The sequence below is a fragment of the Methylobacterium sp. J-030 genome (genome assembly GCF_022829545.1).
Lineage (GTDB): Bacteria > Pseudomonadota > Alphaproteobacteria > Rhizobiales > Beijerinckiaceae > Methylobacterium.
On sequence record NZ_JAKSYM010000376.1, the window covers coordinates 60,275 to 81,064 of the forward strand.

Genomic DNA, 20,790 nt, shown 5'->3' on the forward strand with positions numbered 1-20,790 from the left:
CGCATCAGCCCATGCTCTATCGAAGCGCCGGATCTGCCCCCGATCCTGTCGCCCCCAGAGCCGCGGCGACCTCGGCCGCGAGCGCCTCCGCGACGCGCTCACGCCCTTCGAGCGTGTAGTGAACGATATCGGTGAAGACCTCGCGCTCGTCCCCGGCGAACAGGCGGCTCATGTCACGCACGCCAAAGCCCGGTCGGATCAAAGGACCTTCGGAGAGTTCGCGCAACACGCGCTCGAATCGATCGTATTGCCGCTCGAGGAACATCAGGAAATCGTCGGACGCCGCCTTCTGCTCGGAGCCGACCAGAGCCGTTTTCCGTATCACGGAGGGCTGGAAGATGAGCCGGATCGGCGCGTCGACGCCGCGTGATAGGCGGGCGAGCCGCTTGGCCGCCAGTTCGAATTGCCGCACGACCTCCCATTCCCACGGCGCGCTTTGCCACTGCAGCAGCGCCCGCAAGTTGTGCAGCCGGTTGAAGATCTCCTCCTGCATGTCCTCGTAGGAAAACTCGACCGACTCAGCCACCGACGGCTTCGGGTCGAACAGGTAATCCGCGATGCATTCGCTGACGAAGTGATTGAAGGGGATACCCGGACGCGGGTCGAAACTCCACGGCTGAAAGATATCGGTCGCGCCACCGACTACCAGAATGACATCCGGCTGGAGGTCGGCGAGCCGCATCGTGATCAGGGCCGTCATCTGATTGAGGCAGGCCGAGATTGCCCCGAAGTTATAGACGCGCGCGCCCGCACCGTGCGTCTGTTTCAGCGCCCGCTCCAACAATCCGGGCACGGTATCGGCGATCGTGTGCCCCTCGACCATCGTGCTGTCGCCGACGACAAACACGCGCAAGGTCTCGGAGGCGGGACGCGCGTCCGCGTGAACTGCGTTGCGGTAGCCCAGCGCGTCGTAGCTCCATCCATTCTGCGCCACTTGTTTCCCGGGCTTGCCGGCGAACTGCGTGTACGGCGCGGGATAGCGAATGTCGGAGCTGAAATATTGAAACATATTCAGAAATTTTTTGCGGCGCGTGGCGCGCTCCTCGTCCGACTCTCGGTCCGCCATGCTTATCGCTCCATCGGTCACTCGAGCGGCATGCCGGCGCCGGTCGACAAGGCTTTAACCGTTATGATCAGAGGATGGCTTTGAATAGAGCGCGGATCACCGCCCCGTCCGATCCGGCTGTGGGGAGGCATCACGAAGGACCACCACGTCTGATCGCCGGAATCCCGCGCCGTCGCAGATCGGGCGTCCGAAACACCTTCGTCGGCCTGATGCCTTTCCTATCGCCCTTTCGAAGCGCGTCGATCTAGCCGACGCTGTCGATATGTCATCAAGGCGGCGCATCGACGATACCCATCGCGGCCGGGAGCCGGCGCTTCGCGGAGGATGAACGTACATCGACACGATCGTTCGCTTGGCTGGCGGTGTGTAGCAGGATGCCGGCCGCCGCCACTCGGGTTTGTGGTTAGGCGATACGCCGCTCGGATGTAGAGCGATCACATCGAGAGGGCCATCGCGGTTTCGCACGCGGCCGAGCACCTGAGCGAGCCCCTCCCGGGAATCACGGGCGCATATCGGATCGATGAATCTGGCGCACGCGCAGGCGACGAGCTCCTGGCGATGGTGCCAGGTCCATGCTTTTTTCCCGGCTGCAGGGAAACGTCCGTCGCGCGTCTGATAACGCGGTTTGTGCATGTCGATCGCTTGGACTCGCTCGCCTCGCGGGAGCGGTCCTTCAACCGCACCTCAGCGGGATGCTCCCCCTGCGGCGGGAGCGGTCCCGGAAGAGAGGTTGCTGGTGCCGCCGGGGACCCCCGCGGTCCCGAGCTGATAGCCCCTTGTGTCGGCATCGAAGTTGCCGCCCTGGTCCACCAAGCCGGTTTTGGGATCGATCTTGATCCTCGCTTCAGTCGGCTCTGATGGCGCGACAGGCGTAATCTCTTGGTGGCCGCCAGCCAGCGGGACCGTAACCGGAAGTTCCCGCACTTCGTCAGAGCAAAGCCCCTGACAGATCGGCTCCACCAGATCTGTCGGCAGGCAGATGGCTTTGTACTGCCCCCTGATGCAACCACATCTGCACGCAGCCGAAGCGCTGGAGGTCAACCCCAGCAGGACGAGCGCGACCAAGCCAATCCGCACGATGGTATCTCCCTTCGCGGCGGCTCGGGCACGGCCGCCTCTCGTTACGTGTACTACGCTGGGCACAGGTGGATCGAAACAGGTCTCGCCGCCGCTCGTGCCAGGCCCGATTGCGTTGCAACCGAGCCTGGCACTAGAGGACGAAGACTTTGTCGAGATGCAGGTACGTCCGCTCGGCCAATTGCAACTTCACGTACCGCGCTCGCTCGCCCGCCAGCAGCACCCGAAGCGGGCGCCCATCCGCGCCGCCAAACGTGTAGCCGCCCTGATCGTGCACGAGACGCCAATGCTCACCATCCTCGGAGAGGGATACCCGCAACGTCCGCGATCGCTCCCGTGCGGCATCCATGCGATTGAAGACGCGCACCTCGTTCAGGGCGTATACCGACTCCAGATCGACCTGCCACCACGGCGCGTCCTCGATATCGGTGTGGATGCCCGGCCGCCCCGTGGGCGCTCCGTTGAGACATCCGGTCGGCCCATCCGCGACGTCGAAGTAGGACCACTCGCTCAGACTGCTCTGGGCTGCCGGCTTGCCGACACTCACGACACCGTTGAAGAGCGGCAGGATCGGGTAAGCCGGCTTGCGACGGCAGTAAAAGGCCTCGCCATGCCCCACCCCGTCGAGGCGCAACCAGCGCGGGTGCAGGCCAAACCCTTTGAGGAAGGCCGTGACCTCTTCGAGCGTACAGCCCCCTTCGTAGAGGGGCTGCTCGCTGACCTCGATGTAGACGCCGTCCACGGAAGGCAGGCTCTGGCGCGCGCCCTGCAGCACACGCAGGTCCGCCCCCTGCGCGTCGATCACCAGCAGGTTGGGCACCCGCCCCGGGCTGTGCGCGGCGACGACCGCGTCGACCGTGGTCGTGACCATGCGCTGCGCCCCCGTGTAGACGATGTCCGGGTGGTGCTCGGCATGCGCGCCCAGGGCGAACAGGCTGGAGGACTGGCCGCCGTTGCTGGCGACGTTGAACAGCACCGCCTCGCCCACCCGCTCGGCGCAGACCGCCCGGATCGCCGTGTGGAACGGCAGGTCGGCCAGGTTGGCCTCCAGGATCGCGAAGGCGCCGTCGACCGGCTCGACGTACAGGATCGGGCTGGCCCCGCTCGCCGCGTAGTCGTTGCGCTCCTGGCCCTCGTTGGCGCCCACGTGGAGAACGCTTTCTACTGGAAAGCCTGCGATCCCCATCTGCTCCAAAGCATCCAGCACGAGCGCCTCCGCACCTCCAGACGCCAGTCGAACGCCCGGGGCGGGTCTTATCAGGCTCGGCGTGGCATTACGAAGGCAAGCTGTGCCGCAACGCCCCTCATGCGCCCTCCGCCGAAGAAGATCCCGGTTCGTCGCGAGAAAGCACGTCAAGACAAAGATTTAGAGCCGTGCCCGATCGCATTGCCCACGGTGCACGACAGCCCGCCGTGGCAGATTGATCGGGTGATCCCACCCAACCCCCTTATCTTGAGGTGAACGCGAAGCGGAACTCCAAGGCGGGCTCCAGGGATCGCGCGGCTGGCTGGAGGTCTCCTTCGAGGCCCGCGCTGCGCTCCGGCGCCTCAGACTAAGAGGTTTGGATGGGGGGGCCGACTGGCGGTTTCGCAGTCTCGTGTCGTGTACCGTGGGCAACGCGAGCGGGCACGGCTCTCCGTTGGAGCCACACCCAGACGGGCAGGCGCGTTGCTGGCGGAGGGCGACGTTGCTAAGGAGCCTCAGATGTCGGCACCGCCCCTCGCGAGGGGTTGATCCAGAGACCGGCGAACGCGAGTCGGGTCCTTATCGGGTACTTATGGCCAGCGCTGCCTTCGAGACCGCTATCAGACGCGCACGATGATACGCGCCCGCCTTGAACAGTTGACGAACAGCCTTCGTGCGACCGCCCGCTTCGCGCGCGGTCGACGAAGGCACGCATGCACGCTGGTCGCGGTCGCGCGGGACGAAGGCCCCTACATCGCCGAGTGGCTGGCCTTCCATCTCGCCATCGGCTTCGAGCGCATCCTCGTGTTCGATCACGGCAGCGCGGATGAGACGGGCGCAATCGTTCGACGCGCGGCGATGCGCACGCAGGCCGTCTCCCTCCACGCGGTACCCGAAGCGCATGGCGGATCCCCGCAGATCGCGGCTTATGCGGCCGCGCTGCCGTTCGTTCGCACACCCTGGGTCGCGTTCTTCGACATCGACGAATTTCTCGTTCCATGGCGCGACGGCTCCGTTCAGGCCTTCATCGCCCGGGTCCCGGATGACGTCTCGGCTGTTCACATCAACTGGCGCTCATTCGGCTCATCAGGCCTGACCGAGCCTGGCTACGACCTCGTTACGGAGGCGTTCGTCCGGTGCGCCGAGGCAGATTGGCAGTACCAAGCCCATTACAAGACGCTGGCCAGAACCGCGCAGATCCGACAGGTCAACATCCACGAACTCGAGACGCGAACGGGTCGGAGAACCCTGTCGGACTTTACGGACGTCGCCCCGGGCACGATCGGCTCAGCCGATCGGATCGTGTATGACGGCATCCAACTCAATCACTATCAAGCCAAGACGCGGTCCGAGTTTGACAGGCGCATGCGCCACCCGAGGGCGGACGCGCCGAACGTTTCACGGATGGCCGATCGGGATCTTCGATGGCAGTTGCTCGACCGGAACGAGGTCGAAGATCGCTCGATCCGCCGGTTCCAACCGATGCTTCGCGCGAAGCTCAAGCAGATGACCGGCTAATGTCCTGCGAGACGATGGTGTGTCGGGCCGCGATTCCGCAGTCGGAATCGACGCACCAGCCCAGAGCGGCAGCGCCCCGGATCGGACCAAACTCGGATACGGAAATGGCTTCCGGCTTCTGGATGGTGTGCGTTATAGCCGGCCGATCGCAGCCTGGGACGGGGCGCCCCGGATCGAAGAGACCATACATGATCAAGCGTGATTGCTAACGAATGACAGCTTTCGATGAAGCCTCGTTCAAAGAATGGCTGCATGCATGCCTCGATCCGGAGGCCGTCAACGCTGACGCGATCGTGCAGCACGCAAGCGACGCCCTCACATTGATCGGTGTTTTCGACGCAAAAACTGACGAACAAATCTACATCCGCCTGTTCAGTCAGAAGAAATTTCGAGACTTGACGCTCATCAAGCAATCTCAGATCAAAAAAGCAGCCATCCTGGCACACCACTATTTGAAAAGCGCGCACGGATGAGAACATCGATACCGCGCTGAACGCGCGCCCCACCAGAAAACGACACGCGGACCCTCCACGGCGTGGCGCGAAGCGCATCATGACGCGCATGGTTCAGACGAGGATGTCAAAATGCTCGATCAGCTCGCCGCGATGGATGCGGCCTTCCTGCCGGTTGAAAGCATCCTGCATATCGGCGCCAGCGAGGGACAGGAGCGCTTCGACTATCAGGCGGCCGGTGCCAGCCCCTGCTTCTACGTCGAGCCCATCTCGAGCGTCTTCGAGATCCTGAGACAGAACCTCGAGTCGATGCCCGGTCACCACGCGATCAAGGCTGTCTGCTCCGATGCCGAGGGGACATCCGTGAACTTCAACGTCGCCAGCAACGGCGGGCAGTCATCGAGCTTCCTGAACCTCGGCCTTCATGCCCGCCTGTACCCGGGCGTGACCTTCACGGGCGTCGAGACGATGGAGACGACGACCGTCGATCGCCTGATCGAGGTTCACAGTCCGGGTCGCGTTCCCAACCTGTGGGTCATCGACACCCAAGGTGCCGATCTGCACGTTCTGCGCGGGGCGCGCGCGAGCCTGCCCTTCGTGGATGGCGTCTTCGTCGAAGCCAGCCTGAGGCCGCTCTACACGGGCGGCTGCAGCTTGAGCGAGATCACGGATTTCCTGGCGCCATTCGGGCTCCTGATGCATTGGCTCAGCCTGGATGAGAACGGGAACGGAGATGCGTTCTTCCGGCGCGAGAAAGGCGAGCCGCAACCGCTCCCGACCTACGACGGCAATCGCGCGCTCAACAGGCCGGCCACGCAGAGCAGCTGGAGCGAGTGGTCGGACAATTTTCTAGCCGCGCGTGGCCCGGGCGGAGGCGTCAACGGCCATATCTCCGGATATTTCGGCTTCCATACCGGCGAGGAGGAGCGACCGTGGTGGCAGGTCGATCTCCAGGAAATCCGCCCGCTCCGCGAGGTGAGAGTCTACAATCGGGTGGATAGCGGCCGGGAAAGGGCCCGGACGCTACAGGTTCTTCTCTCGGTCGACGGCGAAACGTGGACCCTCGTGCACGATCAGGCGGGCTATACGTTCGGTGGCAAGGACGGCCGTCCGCTGCGCGTTATGTTGGCAGGACCATCCGCCCGCTACGTTCGACTCCAGCTGCAGGAGCGCGGCTACCTTCATCTGGATGAAGTTGAAATCTACTAGGGCCAGCTCGTTTGACATCACCTGCTCGAGCTTGCCGATCCGGCCGCGACAGGGATGCGGGAGCAGCGATTGAGAGAATGGGTGGATGCAGAACGGAATCGGGCCCACGCCATCGCGGTCGGTGGCCGACGCGTACGGCAAGATCCTCACCCGTCTGCGCGTGAGGCTCCCGCACGCGGCGGAGGAAATCGGGCTTCAGAAAAACCTGTCCGTGCAGATGGAGGACATGCCCGATTGGTGGCATGCGGGTAACAACATCCTCGTTGCCCCGGCGGGGGTCAGAATCCCTTCGCCCGCCTTTGTCGGCCCGAACCCGCCCCGGGATGCGATCGTCATCGTCAGTTCGAACTGCACGCTGCCGAATCAAATTCTGATCGGGGGCGTCGGGTCAGCGATCTATCTCGGCGCCCAGAGCAGCCTGCCGAACGGCACGATCATCTGCACGAACGACTCGATGATCGTCCTGGCCGGAAATATCTTCGCCATTCACGCCGCAAATCTGGACGCCCGCAACGGTGGATTGATCTATGTCGGAGACGACAATCTATGGTCAAGTAATGTCAAGATCAACACCGATGATATGCATGCCATCTTTGATCACGTCAGCCTGAAGCGCCTCAACAGGTTCGGCAGCGTCGTGACGATCGGCACGCATGTCTGGCTGGGTTCCGACGTCTTGATCAATCCCGGAGCGCGGATCGCCGACAATGCGGTGGTCGGATCAAGAGCCGTCGTCACCAAGACAATTCCGACCGGCTGCGTTGCCGTCGGCGCCCCGGCGCGGGTTGTCAGGCGCCTGACGACGTGGACCCGCGAGGATATCCCACCGGACGTCCGCGCATCCGACCGGGGATTGACGCCGTATGATTGCGGTTCGGGTGGCCTCACGCATCGCCTGCAGCGGTTCTTCGCGAACGGGCGTCGCCGCCGATAGGCTCGCCCCGTCGAGAGCGGCGCAGCCGGGCCATGGCGCCGCTCCGCCCCCTTACCGCGTCGGGACCGCATCGGCCGACCCGAGCGCGTGACCAGGAATACCGGCAGGTTCGCGCCGCGACCTCCGGCTGCCGGACGGCGACATCGCGATCCGGCAAATGTCGTTCGACATGGTTTTGCCGCTTCTCGCTGCAACTGCGTCCGGTGGGTTCATTCCGCGATGCTGGCGCCGACCATCTACGCCGTGAAGTCCCCGAAGCCACGACCGGAGTCCTCCATGAGCAACGGCGCGCGTAAGTCTCACGGCGAGTCCGTCGCGTTAAACGAGCAGCGGAACCTCGTCACGGGCGCGCTGCGCCAGATCGCGCGCGTCCCAGGCTTTCTCGACACGAAATCCGGCATTCGGTCGTATCAGAGCCACGTCAAGCAGGACCATTGGCTGCCGGTGCTGTTCGCGCTCTGCTTCGTGCTGCCGACGCTGGCAGGGGCCGTGTATTACGGGTTGATCGCCTCGGATCGATACGTGACCGAAACTCAGTTCGTCATCCGCCCGACGATCGGGACCGCCGACAAGGCAGCCCCGGACTCGGTCGGTACGAACGCCGGCATACCCAAGGAGATGCTGGCGCAAGACACATTGGTCACGCTCGAATACCTGCGAAGCCGCCCGATGGTGGAGGCCCTTCAGGCGCAGCTTCCGCTTCGCGAATGGTACGGTCGAGACGACATCGATATGTTCTCGCGCTTCGATCCGGAGAAGTCGATCGAGAAATTCTTGCGCTACTGGAAGCGACGCGTCTCCATCGATGTCGAACAGACCACCGGCGTGCTCACCTTGTCGGTCGAAGCGTTTGACCCCGACGAATCCTTAGCGGTCACCAAGGCCGTGATGAAGGAGGCGGAGCGGATGGTGAACGACCTCAGCAGGGCCGCGCGCCAGGATGCCCTCGTCGAAAGCGACCGTGAATTGAAGATCGCGGGCGAGCGCTTGGCCAAGATCAACCTCGCCTTGACCGAAGCGCGCAATCGTGACGGGGTCTTGGACGCCAAGAAGGCCAACGAGGCCAATCTCAAGGTCCTTGATGAACTCAGGTCCCAGCGCATCAACCTGTCCATTCAACTTGCAGTCGGACAGCGCGATCTCGGATCGCAATCACGTCAGATCATCGATCTCAAACAGAAGATACGCGATCTGAATGACAATATTGCACTTATCGAGCAGCAGACCGCAACGGCAAATCCGGAGCAGAAGCGGCGCCTTTCCGACGCGCTGACGCGCTTCGAGGATTTAAGCCAGAAGCGGCGGGAAGCCGAGACGTATCTCGAAGAGGTTCGCAAGGCTACGGAACGCGCGCGAATCCTTTCCACGCAACAGGTTGCGTTCTTCAGCCCGATCACGGAGCCTGCCCGAGCCGAGTCGTCGACGGAACCGCGCAGAGTCCTCATGATCAGCCTCATCGCCGCGGGCTCCGCCGTGCTGTTCGCGGCGACCATGTTTGCGCGCAAGGTCTTGTTCGACTGAACCTCAAACCCTGTGCGCCGGATCCGAAAGGGGTGGGCAAGGCAGGGATGGGGAAGAGTAAGCCTCCTGTTTGGTGATCAAGGCCCCGTCTCAGCGTTTGACCGCCGTCATGCCCGTTCGGTCAGCCCGGTCGGCTCGATCGAGCTGCCTCCCCGTCGCGGTACGCCCGCCGCCCTCCTGGATGCGATTGCCCGCGCACCGCATGACCTCTGCCATGACACAGCGAGGCTTAGGATCGGATCAATCGGGATCGTTTCCGTAACGGTTGGAAAAAATCTGGAACGGCCCGCGCTATCAGGAGCTGCGCTGGTCGGTGAATTCCCCCAATCCGCCACCAGCTTGCAAGACGTGCCCGATCATCCGCGACATCAATGATCGCGATAGCTACATGATCCACGAAGCGGAGACGCGGTTGGCAACGCATTGAAGCGGTCTGCGCCGAAGCGGACACCGGTTCGGCGCAAGAGCGCGCGTCACGACAAAGGCTGAGAGCTACGCGCGATTGCAATGCGATCGGGCGCGGCTGTCATCGACCGAGCCCCGTGAGCCGCCGAAACGCCAGCGCCGGCTCACGGCAGCGCGTCCTCGGCGATGGGGGGTCGGCTCGGACGCGAGGGAGCGCGTCCGAGCAAGGGCACCGACAGCAGGGCGCGCGGCACCGTCGAGTATCGCTTCAAGCGTCCCAATGCTTGTCGACGATGTCTTTGACCGCGTCGGATATCGCGATGTCGAAGACCAGCATCTCGTCCACGGCCCGGATGGTACGGAGTTGCTGAGCCAGATCCCGCACGGAGTCGGGCGGGCTGGGCATGTCCGGAAGCGGCACGTCGAGTTCGAGCTGGTCGAAGAGCGACCGGGCGAAGGCGCCGAAGCGAGCCTTGTGTCCGACGATCCCGACCCGCGACAGGACTTCGATCGCAGCGATGGAATTGCCCGGATGCAGCCGGTCCTCCGGCATGCGGGTTCCCAATTGCCGGGTGAGAGGATTGTAGAGCAGCCGGTAGGCCGGCTCCGGAAGCATGCGGAAGATGCGCTTGAGGCTCTTGGCGTCGACGAGATCGTGGTCGCCCATGAAGGCAGCGGCCTCGGCCAGCGGCCCGAGTTGCCAGCTGTGGGTCGGATCGACCGCGTCGCCGGCGCGCGCCTGCAACCATTGCAGGCGGGTCGCCATCTCGATGTACGGATCTTGGATGAGAAGCGCCGTGAGCATGACATCCGGCGTCATGAAGTTCTCATAGCGCGGAATTACCACCGCACCAGACAACAGGACCGAATGCGCGGCATTCATGAAGAGGCTGGACAGGATTTCATCCGACATTCGATGCATGCCGAAGTAGCTGCGCTCGAAATGAGGGAACAGCACGTTCTGCAACGCCGTCTCCGGAGCAATTCCGGTGTTGATCAGGCACATGCGGCGTTGTAGCAGATCGGCCGTGGGGACGCGTCGGTGAACCAGCACGTTTGTATCGGCGTCGTACAATTCCAGCCGCTCCAGGCCTGCGAGGCCAGGAACGTCGACTTCGGTCACGACGAAGATACATTGGCCCGTCGCATGCCAGCCGTTGTTCTTGAACGTCGGATCACTGAGGCTCGCCGCAACCTCCGCGACGCGACGCCCCTCGACGGAGACGATCACACGACTGATCGCGAGTTGATTGTCGGGCACGATCCAGCCGCGGATCGATAGGCCATCGTCGTGATCAATGAAGAAGCGCACCGTTGGGCTCTAATCATCTCTGCGTCGCGGGGGCTGGCGATCGGCCATGGTCTGCGACTTCAGGCCTAGCGCCATTCCCGATCACAGCGCAATCCGGGACGGCCGTGCCCTTCGTGACGCAGGCCCGCGCGTTGGAGTAGGGCACCACGCCGGGAAGGGCACTCCACCGGGAAGGGCTCTCGCGCTGGCCCGCGGCCTTGGCCTATGCCGGTGGAATGGTATCGACGCGGCGACTTACCAGTTCGTATCTCAGCCGCAAAGGCCCCTTTGCCGGAGCGCAGCTCCCGCCCGGGTCTCCGCCCGGGCCGTACGCCGAGCGCACACCGCCGCCGGACGGGATTCAAGCTGTATGAGCTACTGCCGGAGCGTCCGCCAATTCAGCCGCATAGCGGTGCTGCGCATAACGTTCCAAATTCCAGGCGTCATCCGCGGGCCGAAAGACGAAGCGCTCGGACATCTCCGTCAGGACCAAATCAGGGCGTACGCGCTCGATGTAGCCATAGTCGAGCTGCGTGCTCCAGATGAAATGCAGTTCCCGGAATGTCTCGGCCAGCATGATTGTGAGCCCGATCGGCATGAAGTTCGCGTAGCTGTCCCCGAACAGGACCACGCGCCGGGGATCGGTGGCCCGGGCATTCTGGTAGATGACGTGCGCCCCTGTGTGGAGCGTTCCGTCGAGCCCACGGCGCTCCATGTGATTGACGATCGGGCTTGCGTACACGCGGACTGCATCGCGCTGGATGTGATGAAGCGTGGTACCCTCATAGCGGGGCGGGTCGAAAGCGCTGCCGAGATCCCCGGCCCAGCCGGCGTGGTAGGTGGTCGGTCGCTCCCAGAAATCCCGGACCGGTTCGGCATTGATCGCCCGGCAGATCTCGCGGTAGGCTACGATTCGACCGGCAAACGACAGATGGCTATCGGTCCGGTAGAACAGGTTCTGCTCGTCTCGCCGGCTCCGCATCGGTCCGATCAACTCGATCAGCGTTCCGCGCCACCGGGCCCGGCGTCTTAAGTATTGATCGATCCGCAGGCGGCGAAGTGGAAAGACCTTGTAGTATTCATCCCTATGATACAGCCGATAACCCGGAGACATGCGCCAGTCGATGTCAATATCTTTTAGATCATTGTCATAAATCGTGATCTTCTCGGGCATCATGATGTGTTTGTAGGGTATACGGAGAGCGCGCAGACGTCTCTCCCGCTGCAAAATCATGAGCCGCCAATGAATCAGAAAGAACTGTGCCTCCGGAGAGTTGACATATTGCGATTTGACATTGTTGGTCCCCTGCAACAGGAACAGACAGCCGTGCTTTCCGACATGGACCTCTTCTGAACTGGCCATTGCGCGATCCGAATTGAAGACGTTTCATAAGCGTCCGCCTGGGCGAGGCGACCCGCGCCCGCCATACGTCCCGATCGACTCGGGACTGGGGCGTCGTTCGTCGATGCCGAAGCGGCCCTCGCGAGCGCGGCGTCGCGGCGTCACAGTGTTGCAGCCTAGCTCATCGCTTCTACGCGTCCCCGCGAGGCTTGAAGGAGTGGTTTGCATCGCTCGGCGATGCAAGACCTCGACGCGCATTGTAGCGGCAGAGCGACGCTCGGGCTTCTATCCCTGATCTGATGAGCCCGCGCCACCGGCGAAGCCGCAGATCGAGAGCGGCCCGCGGTGTATCAGAGAGGGGAGGAAGTCACCTGATTTCGTCCACCGACACCGATTCGTGAGGGTCTTCCCGGTCGCTCGGATCACTCTCATGAGTGCGGCTTTCGGTAGCCGGATCGCCCAGAGTGGCGATCCTCACGAGGACGCGCCAGGTCCACGGCAACGCAGTTTCGCCAATCTTTTTTGCGATGGCTCGCCCAAATCGAGGATTGGTCCCATGTCCGTCGCCATACAGGCTCATACGCAGCGAAATCCGCTCGACTCGTATCTGCACGTCCTGCACGCGCTGATCCTGCGCGATATGCGCACCCGGTTCGGAGGATCGATCTGGGGCTACGCCGTCGTCGTCCTCTGGCCCTGCGTACACGTCTTCATGCTCATCACCATCTACACCTTTCAGAAGGTCCCGGCGCCGCTGGGCGACGATCGGGCCCTATTTTTCGCCACCGGCGCGGTACCCGTACTCGTCTTTCAATACATCTCTCGCGAAGTCATGAAATCTGTCATCATGAACCGGCCGCTGACATATTATCCGCAAGTCAAGTTATTTGACCTGATTTTTTCTCGCATACTTGTAGAGATTGTGACGGGTTTCCTCGCCCTCCTCGTCGTCAGTTCGGTCCTGTTCATGATGGGTGTCAATCCGATCCCTTCGAGTCCCCTGACCGCGGTATGCGGGTACCTGGCAGCGATCATCCTCGGTGTCGGGGTCGGAACGATCAACGTTGCCATCATCGGCTTCTTCCCGGGCTGGTTGCTCGGCTATGCGCTGTTTAGTATTCTCTTGTACGTCTCGAGCGGCGTGATGTTCATGCCGAGCTACCTGCCTGATCAGATTTATTATTGGATTAAATACAATCCTGCTCTCCAGATCGCCGAGTGGGTTCGCTCGGCCTATTACCCCTACGCCGGCCTGCAGATTGACTACCTATACGTCATCTTGTTTGGTTTGACCTCGACGGTCATCGGCCTGTTCCTGATCAAGCATGTTGTCAGCAAGATGCAGGCTGGTTGAGCCATGGGTCGAAAGCGGGAACTGCGCGTCGACCTTCCGTCGGACCGCGCGGTTTAGCTTCGGTCATGTGCGATGAAGCGCGATCCTGCACACCCTGCTGATCGCGACTTCACGAAGTCTTCCGATTGAATGGGCACTGCGCCCGTCAGACTCGGACACGGCAGCACCGTATCGGGCCGATGCGTCCCGCGCCTCAGTACCGCCACCTTCCCGGAGCCAACCGTCCGTGCGCTCCCAACTTAGGACCTGCCGGTGGCTTTCTTGCACGATCTGCCGATCACCGACTTGATCGCGCACTATGGCTACCTCGCCATCTTCATCATCGTCACGCTGGAGAGCGCCGGGCTACCCCTGCCCGGTGAGACGGTCCTGCTGACGGCGGCGGCCTATGCCGGCAGTACCGGCAACATCAACATCGCCGTGGTCGTGGGCATCGCGGCGATCGCCGCCATCCTGGGTGACAATGCCGGCTACTGGGTCGGCCGCCGCTGGGGCCTGCCGTTGCTGCTTCGGAAGGGCCACCTCATCGGCCTCGATCATGGCCGGCTCAAGCTCGGCCAGTACCTATTCCGCCGCCACGGCGGGAAGATCGTCTTCTTCGGCCGCTTCACCGCGATGCTGCGAGCCTACGCGGCGGTGCTCGCCGGTGTGAACAAGCTGGATGCTCGCCGCTTCATGATCTTCAACGCCCTCGGCGGCGTGGCCTGGGCCTCGATCATGGGGTTCGGCGCCTATCTCTGCGGTCGTTCCATCGAGAACGTCATGGGACCGGTCGGCCTCGGATTGCTGGCCTTCGTCCTGCTCGGGGCGGTCGCGCTGTGGCTGTTCATGCGCCGGCACGAGGCGCGGCTGATGATCGCCGCCGAAGCCGCGATTCCGGGGCCGCTCTCGGAAGGATGGAGCGGGGCGGGGGCAGCGGCGCCCGCCGGGCGGAACGACGTCAGGTCGGCGGACCCGGATCGCGGCCGGCCGGTGCAGCAGAGCTTGCGGGATCACGCAGAGCGGCGCCAGAGCCAGGCGGATGCGAGCGCCCCCATCGTCGGACGGGACCCTGTCACGTCCATCCCGTGGTGGTTCAAAGCTCCGCTGCTGCTCCTGCTGGCGACCGCCGGCATGACCGTGGCCTCGTGGCGCGATGGCGTGACCGGCGGTCTCTACGGTCACCTCGTCGACCGGATCGGCATCGTCGGGATCGGGCTGTTCCTGTCCGTCCTCGCCGTCCTTCTGCTACGCCTCCGCGAGCGCGTGCGGTACCCGCGCACGCAAGCGGGCGCCACCGATCCGACCGGCCTGACGGCCTGACGACCCCGACGCGCGATGGGGCGCCGAGCCGAGAAGGATGAGCCGACCGGACGTTATGGCGCGCTGCGTCGACATGGAGTCCGGTTCGGCGCGCGCGAGCGCATCAAATCAACACCTCGGGGCCGGTCGTGATCGCATTGCGGTCACACGCGGCTCTAAGCGCCCGATTCGCTCCCCTCATCCGCATCCGCCTCGTCGTCGGGGCCAGCCTCGTCCCCAGACGCGGGCGCGGCGGCCACGTAGAAGTCGCCCCGGCGTACGGCCTCTCCCCCGGTAACCATCATACTGAGATACGTATTCAATGTATTCGATGCGACGTCGGGCAGCCGCTGCTCGATCTCGGCGTGCGACAAACCCTGCGGCCCGGTCTCTTCGAGGAGCGCCTTCAATCGTCCCTTCGCTGAGTTCGTCCGGGGTCCGCGGCTGCCGCGGCCAGTGGTCCGCCGGGGGCGGGCGGATGTTTCGTTCGGCGTCTCGGAGCCGGGAAACGCGCCCGTCTCTTCGGGCGCTGCGCCCTCGACGATGACGGCCAGGGACCTTTCGGCGCTCCGAAGCTTGTTCAGCTCGGTCGTGATCCGCTCGTAATCGGCCTGGAGATCAGCCCGCCGCTGCCGCACATCGGCCAGGGCTTTCGCCAGCGTGTCGTCTCCCGCCATCGTACCGTTCTCAAAAGCTGCACCGTGTGAGGGCTTGGCCATAAGCCGCTCGCAACGTCAATCGACGGGTGCGGCCAAACGCAAGAATCCGCCAAGTCCGTCGATCAAATGCTTGAGCCGCGCCCGATCGCGTTGCAATCTCGCGCAGCTCTGAGATCTTGTTGCGACGCACTCTCCTGCACCGGACCGGTATCCACGTCGACGGAGGGCAATCCGGATGACGTCGCTGCAGCATCACGAAAGCGGAAAGGATGTCGCGTCGGGCGATGCGGTGTGTTCGCAGCAACGCGCTCCGGACTGCGCCGGTCGCCGGATCTAGGCCTCGCTGATCAGACCGTCGGCGGTCGACTGCGGAGGTCGGCGCTGGCCATTGCGCATTGTGATCGGATGTGATTCGCGGCATCAGTCGCGCCAAATCAACGCAGTCTGGGCTTCTGGAATCGCCGTGAGCAGCATAAAATTCGGGACTAGCGGCCTGCGCGGCCTCGTGACGGATCTCGTGGGCGGGCCGAGCTACGCCTATGCCTGCGCGTTCTTCCGATCCGTCCCCACAGGCGGGGACCGCCGCGAAGTGGTGATCGGGCGCGACCTGCGCGACAGCAGCCCGGGCATCGCCGCGACGGTGGCGAGCGCCGCGGCGGCGATGGGCTTCACGGCGATCGACTGCGGCGCGCTCCCGACGCCGGCGCTCGCCCTCGAAGCGATGCGGCGCGGTGCCTGCGCGGTCATGGTGACGGGCAGCCACATCCCGGAGGACCGCAACGGCCTCAAATTCTACCGGCCCGAGGGCGAGATCACCAAGGCCGACGAGGCGGCGATCCTGAAGGCGCTCGGCGACATGGAGGCGGTCGGCGACATGGAGGCAGTCGGCGCCTTGCCGGATTCGACCTCGTACGACCCCGACGCCATCACCCGCTACCGCCAGCGCTACGGTGCGGCCTTCGCGCCCGACCTCCTGCAGGGCCTGCGCGTCGCGGTCTACCAGCAGAGCTCGGTCGCCCGCGATCTGCTGGCCGAGCTGCTCGCCGGGTTCGGCGCAGCGGTGACGCCGGTCGGCCGGTCCGACACCTTCGTGCCGATCGACACCGAGGCGCATCGCCCGGAGGACATCGCCACGATCGCCGACGTCATGGCGTCCGGCGCCTACGACGCCCTCGTGACCACCGACGGCGACGCCGACCGGCCCCTGATCGCCGACGGCTCGGGGCGGATCGTGCGGGGAGACGTGCTCGGGCTGATCACCGCGCGGTTCCTCGGTGCCGACACGGTCGTGGTTCCGGTCACGGCCGGCTCGGCGCTCGAACAGGCGGGCGGCTTCCGGCAGGTGCTGCGCACCCGGGTGGGCTCGCCCTTCGTCATCGCGGGCATGGAGCAGGCGAAGGCCGCCGGGGCGGGGATCGTCGTCGGGTTCGAGGCGAATGGCGGGTTCCTGCTCGGATCGGACGTCACCCGGGACGGCCGGGTGCTGCCCGCCCTGTCGACCCGGGACGCGATGCTGCCGATCCTGGCCACCCTCGCGGCGGCGCGGGCGGCCGGCAGGTCGCTGGCGGACCTCGTGGCCTCGCTCGACGCCGGCGAGATGGCGAGCGACCGGCTGCCCAACACGCCCTCCGAGCGGAGCGGCGCCTTCCTCGAACGGCTCGGCGACGCAGCTTTTCGGAGCACCTTTCTAAAGCCGGTCGGCGTGCCGCAGGATGTCGACCGGCAGGACGGGGTCCGGATCGGGCTCGACAGCGGCCGGACGATCCATTTCCGCGCCTCGGGTAACGCCCCGGAGTTGCGTTGCTATGCCGAGGCGAAATCGGAGCGCGAGGCCCAGGACCTCGTCCGCTGGGGGCTCGGAGCCGCCGCCGCCGCCATGGCCGACTAGGCCGGCCGCGACCCGGGTTTCCAAAGGGCTACGCCCTTTGGCGGGGTGTCGGGGCGGAGCCCGACGATCGGGCGAGGCCCGACAACAGGACGCTGCCCTGCACCCGCAAAAGGCTTCGGCCTTTTGAAACCAAGACTTTCGCAGCACTTCGTCAGGACGCGCCGGGGCTGTCGCCCACCGCCGCACCGGCGTTGCTCGACCGGTAGACCTGCTTGAGAAAAGTGATGAACGCCCGGGTCTTGGCCGGCACGAAGGCCCGGCTCGGATAGACCGCGAAGATCCCCGCCGAGGCCGCCGCCGCGTAGGCCGGTAGCACCACCTCCAGCGCCCCGTCGCGCAGTTCCGCGTGGACGTCCCAGGTCGAGCGCAGCGCGATCCCGAGGCCGCCGATCACCGCCTCCCGCACCACCTCGTTGGAATGGGTCCGCAGAGGACCCAACGCACTGACCGTGCAGGGCCCCTCCGGCCCGACGAGCCGCCAGGGATTCTGGTTCTCCGTGGCGAGGCAGACATGGCCGCGCAGGTCGTCCAGGATCTTCGGGCGGCCCACCGCGTCGAGGTAGCTCGGCCGCGCGCACAGGACCCGTCGCACCGGCGCGAGCCGCACCGCCGTCAGCCCGGAACTCTCCAGCGCGCCGACCCGGATCGCGAGGTCGTAGCCGCGCTCCACGATCGATTCGAAATCGTCGCTCAGCTCCAGGTTGAGCACGAGGTCGGGATGGAGGGCGAAGAAGGCCCGCAGGTGCGGGACGATGTGCAGACGTCCGAAGGAGCTCGGCGCCGTCACCCGCAGGGTCCCCCGGGCCCGGGTGGCGTTCTGGGACACGAGGCTCTCGGCCTCCGCGATCGCGTCGACAATCGGGGCGATCCGCTCGAAGAACGCCGTGCCAATATCGGTCGGAGCGACCCGCCGGGTGATCCGGTGCAGCAGGCGCACGGCGAGCCTTTCCTCCAGCCGCTTCAGCCGCTTCGACACCACCGCGACCGACAGGCCGAGTTCCGAACCGGCCTGCGTCAGGCTGCCGGTGCGGACCACGCGGGCGAAAATCTCCAAGTCGCTGTGATCGTGCATTCTCAACGCTGCGGAAAGAATCAAATCCGTTTTGCTGCCTTTTTCGCAGGTGCCAAGGAGCCTATCTCAAAGAACCTCAAAAAAATTTCAGCCGCCGTTCGAGTTTTTCTGACGGCCGCGGCCCATGCTCAGGAGAGCGCCATGTCGAATCTCGTCGTCGCCGAGGACCTCCGCACCTTCCTGGCCGAGGAGGCGCTGCCCGGGACGGGCGTCTCGGCGGAAACCTTCTGGTCGGGGTTCGAGGCGATCGTGCGGGATCTCGCCCCGCGCAACCGGGCGCTGCTCGACCGGCGCGACGGGCTCCAGGCCGACATCGATTCCTGGCACCGGGACCATCGCGGCCAGCCTCACGACCCGGCCGCCTACGCGGCGTTCCTGACCCGGATCGGCTACCTCCAGCCAGAGCCCGGCACCGTCCGGGTGACCACCGAGAACGTGGACGCGGAGATCGCGGAGATCGCCGGCCCGCAGCTCGTGGTGCCGATCTCGAACGCCCGCTACGCGCTGAACGCCGCCAACGCCCGCTGGGGCAGCCTCTACGACGCCCTGTACGGCACCGACGCGATCCCGCAGGACGGCGACCTCGCCCCCGGCACCGCCTTCAACCCGGCCCGCGGCACCGCCGTGGTGGCCAGGACCAAGGCGTTCCTCGACGCCGCCGCGCCGCTCAGCGTCGGCTCCTGGGCGGATGCCGTGGGCTTTTCGGTGGCGGGCGGCCGGCTCGCCGTCGATCTGGGGGCGGGTCGCAATGCCGGCCTGACCGGCTCGGCCGCCTTCGCGGGCTTCACCGGCAACGCCGCGGCGCCGACCGCGCTGCTGCTGCGCCACAACGGCCTGCACATCGAGATCGTCATCGACCGGTCGAGCCCGATCGGCCGCACCGACCCGGCCGGCATCGCCGACGTGGTGCTGGAATCCGCCCTCTCGACCATCATGGACATGGAGGATTCGGTCGCCGCCGTGGATGCGGCGGATAAGGTCGCGGTCTACCGGAGCTGGCTCGGCCTGATGCGCGGCGACCTCGTCGCCAGCCTGTCCAAGGGCGGCCGCACGATCGAGCGTCGGCTCGCCGAGGACCGCGTCTACACGGCCCCCGATGGCGGCAGCCTGACCCTGCCGGGGCGCTCGCTGATGCTGGTCCGCCACGTCGGCCACCACATGGTTACCGACGCCGTGACCCTCGACGGCGCCGAGATCCCCGAGACGATCCTCGACGCGGCGGTGACCGCGCTGATCGCCCGGCACGACCTCGACGGAGCCCGGCGCAACAGCCGCACCGGCTCGGCCTACATGGTCAAGCCGAAGCTGCACGGGCCGGAGGAGGTCGCCTTCGCGGTGGAGTTGTTCGGCCGGGTCGAGGCGCTGGTCGGCCTCGCGCCGCGGACCCTCAAGATCGGCGTGATGGACGAGGAGCGGCGCACGACCCTCAACCTCAAGGCGGCGATCGCGGCCGCCGCCGACCGGCTGTTCTTCATCAACACCGGCTTCCTCGACCGGACCGGCGACGAGATCCACACAGCGCTGGAGGCCGGCCCGGTGGTCCGCAAGGACGCCATGAAGGCGACCGCCTGGATCAAGGCCTACGAGGACGGCAACGTCGATGCCGGCCTCGCCTGCGGCCTGCCGGGCCACGCGCAGATCGGAAAGGGCATGTGGGCCGCCCCCGACCGGATGGCGGCGATGCTCGACGCCAAGGGCGCCCATCCGGAGGCCGGCGCCAACACCGCCTGGGTCCCGTCGCCGACCGCCGCAACGCTGCACGCGCTCCACTACCATCAGGTGGATGTCCGCGCCCGCCAAGCGGAGCTCCGCACCCGGACGCCCGCCACCCGGGACGCCATGCTGACCCTGCCGCTCGCCGAGGGCGCCTTCGCGCCGGAGGCGGTGCGGGAGGAACTCGACAACAACTGCCAGGGGATCCTGGGCTACGTGGTCCGCTGGATCGACCAGGGCGTCGGCTGCTCGAAGGTGCCGGACATCCACGAGGTCGGCCTGATGGAGGACCGGGCCACCCTGCGGATCTCCAGCCAGCACATCGCCAACTGGCTGCGCCACGGGATCGTGGATCGTGATCAGGTCGAGGTGGCGCTGCGGCGGATGGCAGGCGTGGTCGACCGACAGAATGCGGGCGACCCGGCCTACCGGCCGATGGCCCCGGGCTTCGACGGGCCGGCCTTCCGGGCCGCGCAGGCCCTGATCTTCGAAGGCGCCCAGCAGCCGAACGGCTACACCGAGTTCGTGCTGCACCGCTTCCGCCGGGAGGCCAAAGGCCGGATGGCCTGAGAGCCCGGGTTTCCAAAGGGCGAGCCCTGGACCCGCGAAAGGTCTCGACTTTTCGAAACCACGACGTGAGCCGTCCGCCAGCAGGATGCAGGGTCGGGTGAGGCTGCCTATGGCCGGGCCGGTGTGCCGGTCCGGAGATACGCGAACATGTGCGGCACGTAGTCGGCCTTGCCGATCGCGACGCCCTTACTCCGCAGGATCGCGTAGGCACTGACGACGTGGAAGTAGAACTGGGGCAGGGCCCAGTCCCGC

At 65.3% G+C, this 20,790-nt stretch carries 16 protein-coding genes and 1 pseudogene; 10 read left to right on the top strand and 7 right to left on the bottom strand.

The genetic code is table 11. The features are described from left to right. Positions 1-16 precede the first annotated feature (16 nt). Both MKK75_RS30800 and MKK75_RS30805 read right to left on the bottom strand, forming a co-directional pair. On the bottom strand, positions 17-1,066 hold the full coding sequence (locus MKK75_RS30800) for an SGNH/GDSL hydrolase family protein (RefSeq protein WP_244046276.1): 1,050 nt from the start codon (positions 1,064-1,066) through the stop codon (positions 17-19). 1,210 nt (positions 1,067-2,276) lie between these two features. Then, positions 2,277-3,350, bottom strand: a complete 1,074-nt coding sequence (locus MKK75_RS30805) for an FkbM family methyltransferase (RefSeq protein WP_244046277.1) — start codon at positions 3,348-3,350, stop codon at positions 2,277-2,279. Between the two features lie 612 nt (positions 3,351-3,962). Here MKK75_RS30805 and MKK75_RS30810 point away from each other — a divergent pair. From MKK75_RS30810 to MKK75_RS36505, 6 genes are all read left to right on the top strand, one after another. Continuing rightward, complete coding sequence (locus tag MKK75_RS30810; protein ID WP_244046278.1) at positions 3,963-4,847, top strand: glycosyltransferase family 2 protein; 885 nt, start codon at positions 3,963-3,965, stop codon at positions 4,845-4,847. Positions 4,848-5,059: 212 nt separating this feature from the next. Beyond that, positions 5,060-5,320, top strand: coding sequence for a hypothetical protein (locus MKK75_RS30815; protein WP_244046279.1), 261 nt, complete (start codon positions 5,060-5,062; stop codon positions 5,318-5,320). A 111-nt stretch (positions 5,321-5,431) separates the two neighbouring features. Then, entirely contained in the window at positions 5,432-6,508 is a 1,077-nt protein-coding gene (locus MKK75_RS30820) for an FkbM family methyltransferase (RefSeq protein WP_244046280.1), read from the top strand. Positions 6,509-6,593: 85 nt separating this feature from the next. Further along, positions 6,594-7,442 (top strand): hypothetical protein, encoded by an 849-nt coding sequence (locus MKK75_RS30825; protein WP_244046281.1) that lies wholly within the window; start codon positions 6,594-6,596, stop codon positions 7,440-7,442. A 276-nt stretch (positions 7,443-7,718) separates the two neighbouring features. After that, on the top strand, positions 7,719-8,963 hold the full coding sequence (locus MKK75_RS30830) for a capsule biosynthesis protein (RefSeq protein WP_244046282.1): 1,245 nt from the start codon (positions 7,719-7,721) through the stop codon (positions 8,961-8,963). A gap of 265 nt (positions 8,964-9,228) precedes the next feature. After that, a complete protein-coding gene (locus MKK75_RS36505; protein ID WP_409567636.1) occupies positions 9,229-9,390 on the top strand; it encodes an SPASM domain-containing protein in 162 nt (53 codons plus the stop codon). A 246-nt stretch (positions 9,391-9,636) separates the two neighbouring features. Here MKK75_RS36505 and MKK75_RS30835 read toward each other — a convergent pair whose 3' ends face one another. Both MKK75_RS30835 and MKK75_RS30840 read right to left on the bottom strand, forming a co-directional pair. Further along, positions 9,637-10,680 carry a hypothetical protein gene (locus MKK75_RS30835; RefSeq protein ID WP_244046283.1) on the bottom strand — a complete coding sequence of 348 codons (1,044 nt, stop codon included), beginning with the start codon at positions 10,678-10,680 and terminating at the stop codon, positions 9,637-9,639. A 340-nt stretch (positions 10,681-11,020) separates the two neighbouring features. Continuing rightward, positions 11,021-12,022: a hypothetical protein gene (locus MKK75_RS30840; RefSeq protein ID WP_244046284.1), complete on the bottom strand. Its 1,002-nt coding sequence runs from the start codon at positions 12,020-12,022 to the stop codon at positions 11,021-11,023. Between the two features lie 535 nt (positions 12,023-12,557). On the opposite strand from MKK75_RS30840, the gene MKK75_RS30845 reads away from it, so the two are divergent. Together MKK75_RS30845 and MKK75_RS30850 are read left to right on the top strand one after the other, a co-directional pair. Beyond that, positions 12,558-13,355, top strand: a complete 798-nt coding sequence (locus tag MKK75_RS30845) for an ABC transporter permease (protein WP_244046291.1) — start codon at positions 12,558-12,560, stop codon at positions 13,353-13,355. 252 nt (positions 13,356-13,607) lie between these two features. Continuing rightward, positions 13,608-14,246, top strand: a pseudogene (locus tag MKK75_RS30850) (DedA family protein); the annotation flags it as partial. A 566-nt stretch (positions 14,247-14,812) separates the two neighbouring features. On the opposite strand, the gene MKK75_RS30855 reads toward MKK75_RS30850, so the two are convergent. Further along, positions 14,813-15,313, bottom strand: coding sequence for a hypothetical protein (locus tag MKK75_RS30855; protein WP_244046285.1), 501 nt, complete (start codon positions 15,311-15,313; stop codon positions 14,813-14,815). A 445-nt stretch (positions 15,314-15,758) separates the two neighbouring features. On the opposite strand from MKK75_RS30855, the gene MKK75_RS30860 reads away from it, so the two are divergent. Then, positions 15,759-17,183 (top strand): phosphomannomutase, encoded by a 1,425-nt coding sequence (locus MKK75_RS30860; protein WP_244046286.1) that lies wholly within the window; start codon positions 15,759-15,761, stop codon positions 17,181-17,183. Between the two features lie 151 nt (positions 17,184-17,334). Here MKK75_RS30860 and MKK75_RS30865 read toward each other — a convergent pair whose 3' ends face one another. Next, the gene (locus MKK75_RS30865) at positions 17,335-18,255 is read right to left on the bottom strand and encodes a LysR family transcriptional regulator (protein ID WP_244046287.1); all 921 of its coding nucleotides are present in this window, start codon (positions 18,253-18,255) and stop codon (positions 17,335-17,337) included. A 141-nt stretch (positions 18,256-18,396) separates the two neighbouring features. On the opposite strand from MKK75_RS30865, the gene MKK75_RS30870 reads away from it, so the two are divergent. Next, the gene (locus MKK75_RS30870; RefSeq protein WP_244046288.1) at positions 18,397-20,538 is read left to right on the top strand and encodes a malate synthase G; all 2,142 of its coding nucleotides are present in this window, start codon (positions 18,397-18,399) and stop codon (positions 20,536-20,538) included. Positions 20,539-20,645: 107 nt separating this feature from the next. On the opposite strand, the gene MKK75_RS35940 is transcribed toward MKK75_RS30870, so the two are convergent. Next, entirely contained in the window at positions 20,646-20,777 is a 132-nt protein-coding gene (locus tag MKK75_RS35940; protein WP_279594244.1) for a DUF1993 family protein, read from the bottom strand. Positions 20,778-20,790 lie beyond the last annotated feature (13 nt).

Bases quoted from the DNA above. Each gene is read 5' to 3' on its own strand.
- MKK75_RS30800 (WP_244046276.1), bottom strand. From the start codon at position 1,066: ATGGCGGACCGAGAGTCGGACGAGGAGCGCGCCACGCGCCGCAAAAAA.
- MKK75_RS30810 (WP_244046278.1), top strand. From the start codon at position 3,963: ATGATACGCGCCCGCCTTGAACAGTTGACGAACAGCCTTCGTGCGACC.
- MKK75_RS30815 (WP_244046279.1), top strand. From the start codon at position 5,060: ATGACAGCTTTCGATGAAGCCTCGTTCAAAGAATGGCTGCATGCATGC.
- MKK75_RS30820 (WP_244046280.1), top strand. From the start codon at position 5,432: ATGCTCGATCAGCTCGCCGCGATGGATGCGGCCTTCCTGCCGGTTGAA.
- MKK75_RS30825 (WP_244046281.1), top strand. From the start codon at position 6,594: ATGCAGAACGGAATCGGGCCCACGCCATCGCGGTCGGTGGCCGACGCG.
- MKK75_RS30830 (WP_244046282.1), top strand. From the start codon at position 7,719: ATGAGCAACGGCGCGCGTAAGTCTCACGGCGAGTCCGTCGCGTTAAAC.
- MKK75_RS30840 (WP_244046284.1), bottom strand. From the start codon at position 12,022: ATGGCCAGTTCAGAAGAGGTCCATGTCGGAAAGCACGGCTGTCTGTTC.
- MKK75_RS30845 (WP_244046291.1), top strand. From the start codon at position 12,558: ATGTCCGTCGCCATACAGGCTCATACGCAGCGAAATCCGCTCGACTCG.
- MKK75_RS30855 (WP_244046285.1), bottom strand. From the start codon at position 15,313: ATGGCGGGAGACGACACGCTGGCGAAAGCCCTGGCCGATGTGCGGCAG.
- MKK75_RS30865 (WP_244046287.1), bottom strand. From the start codon at position 18,255: ATGCACGATCACAGCGACTTGGAGATTTTCGCCCGCGTGGTCCGCACC.
- MKK75_RS30870 (WP_244046288.1), top strand. From the start codon at position 18,397: ATGTCGAATCTCGTCGTCGCCGAGGACCTCCGCACCTTCCTGGCCGAG.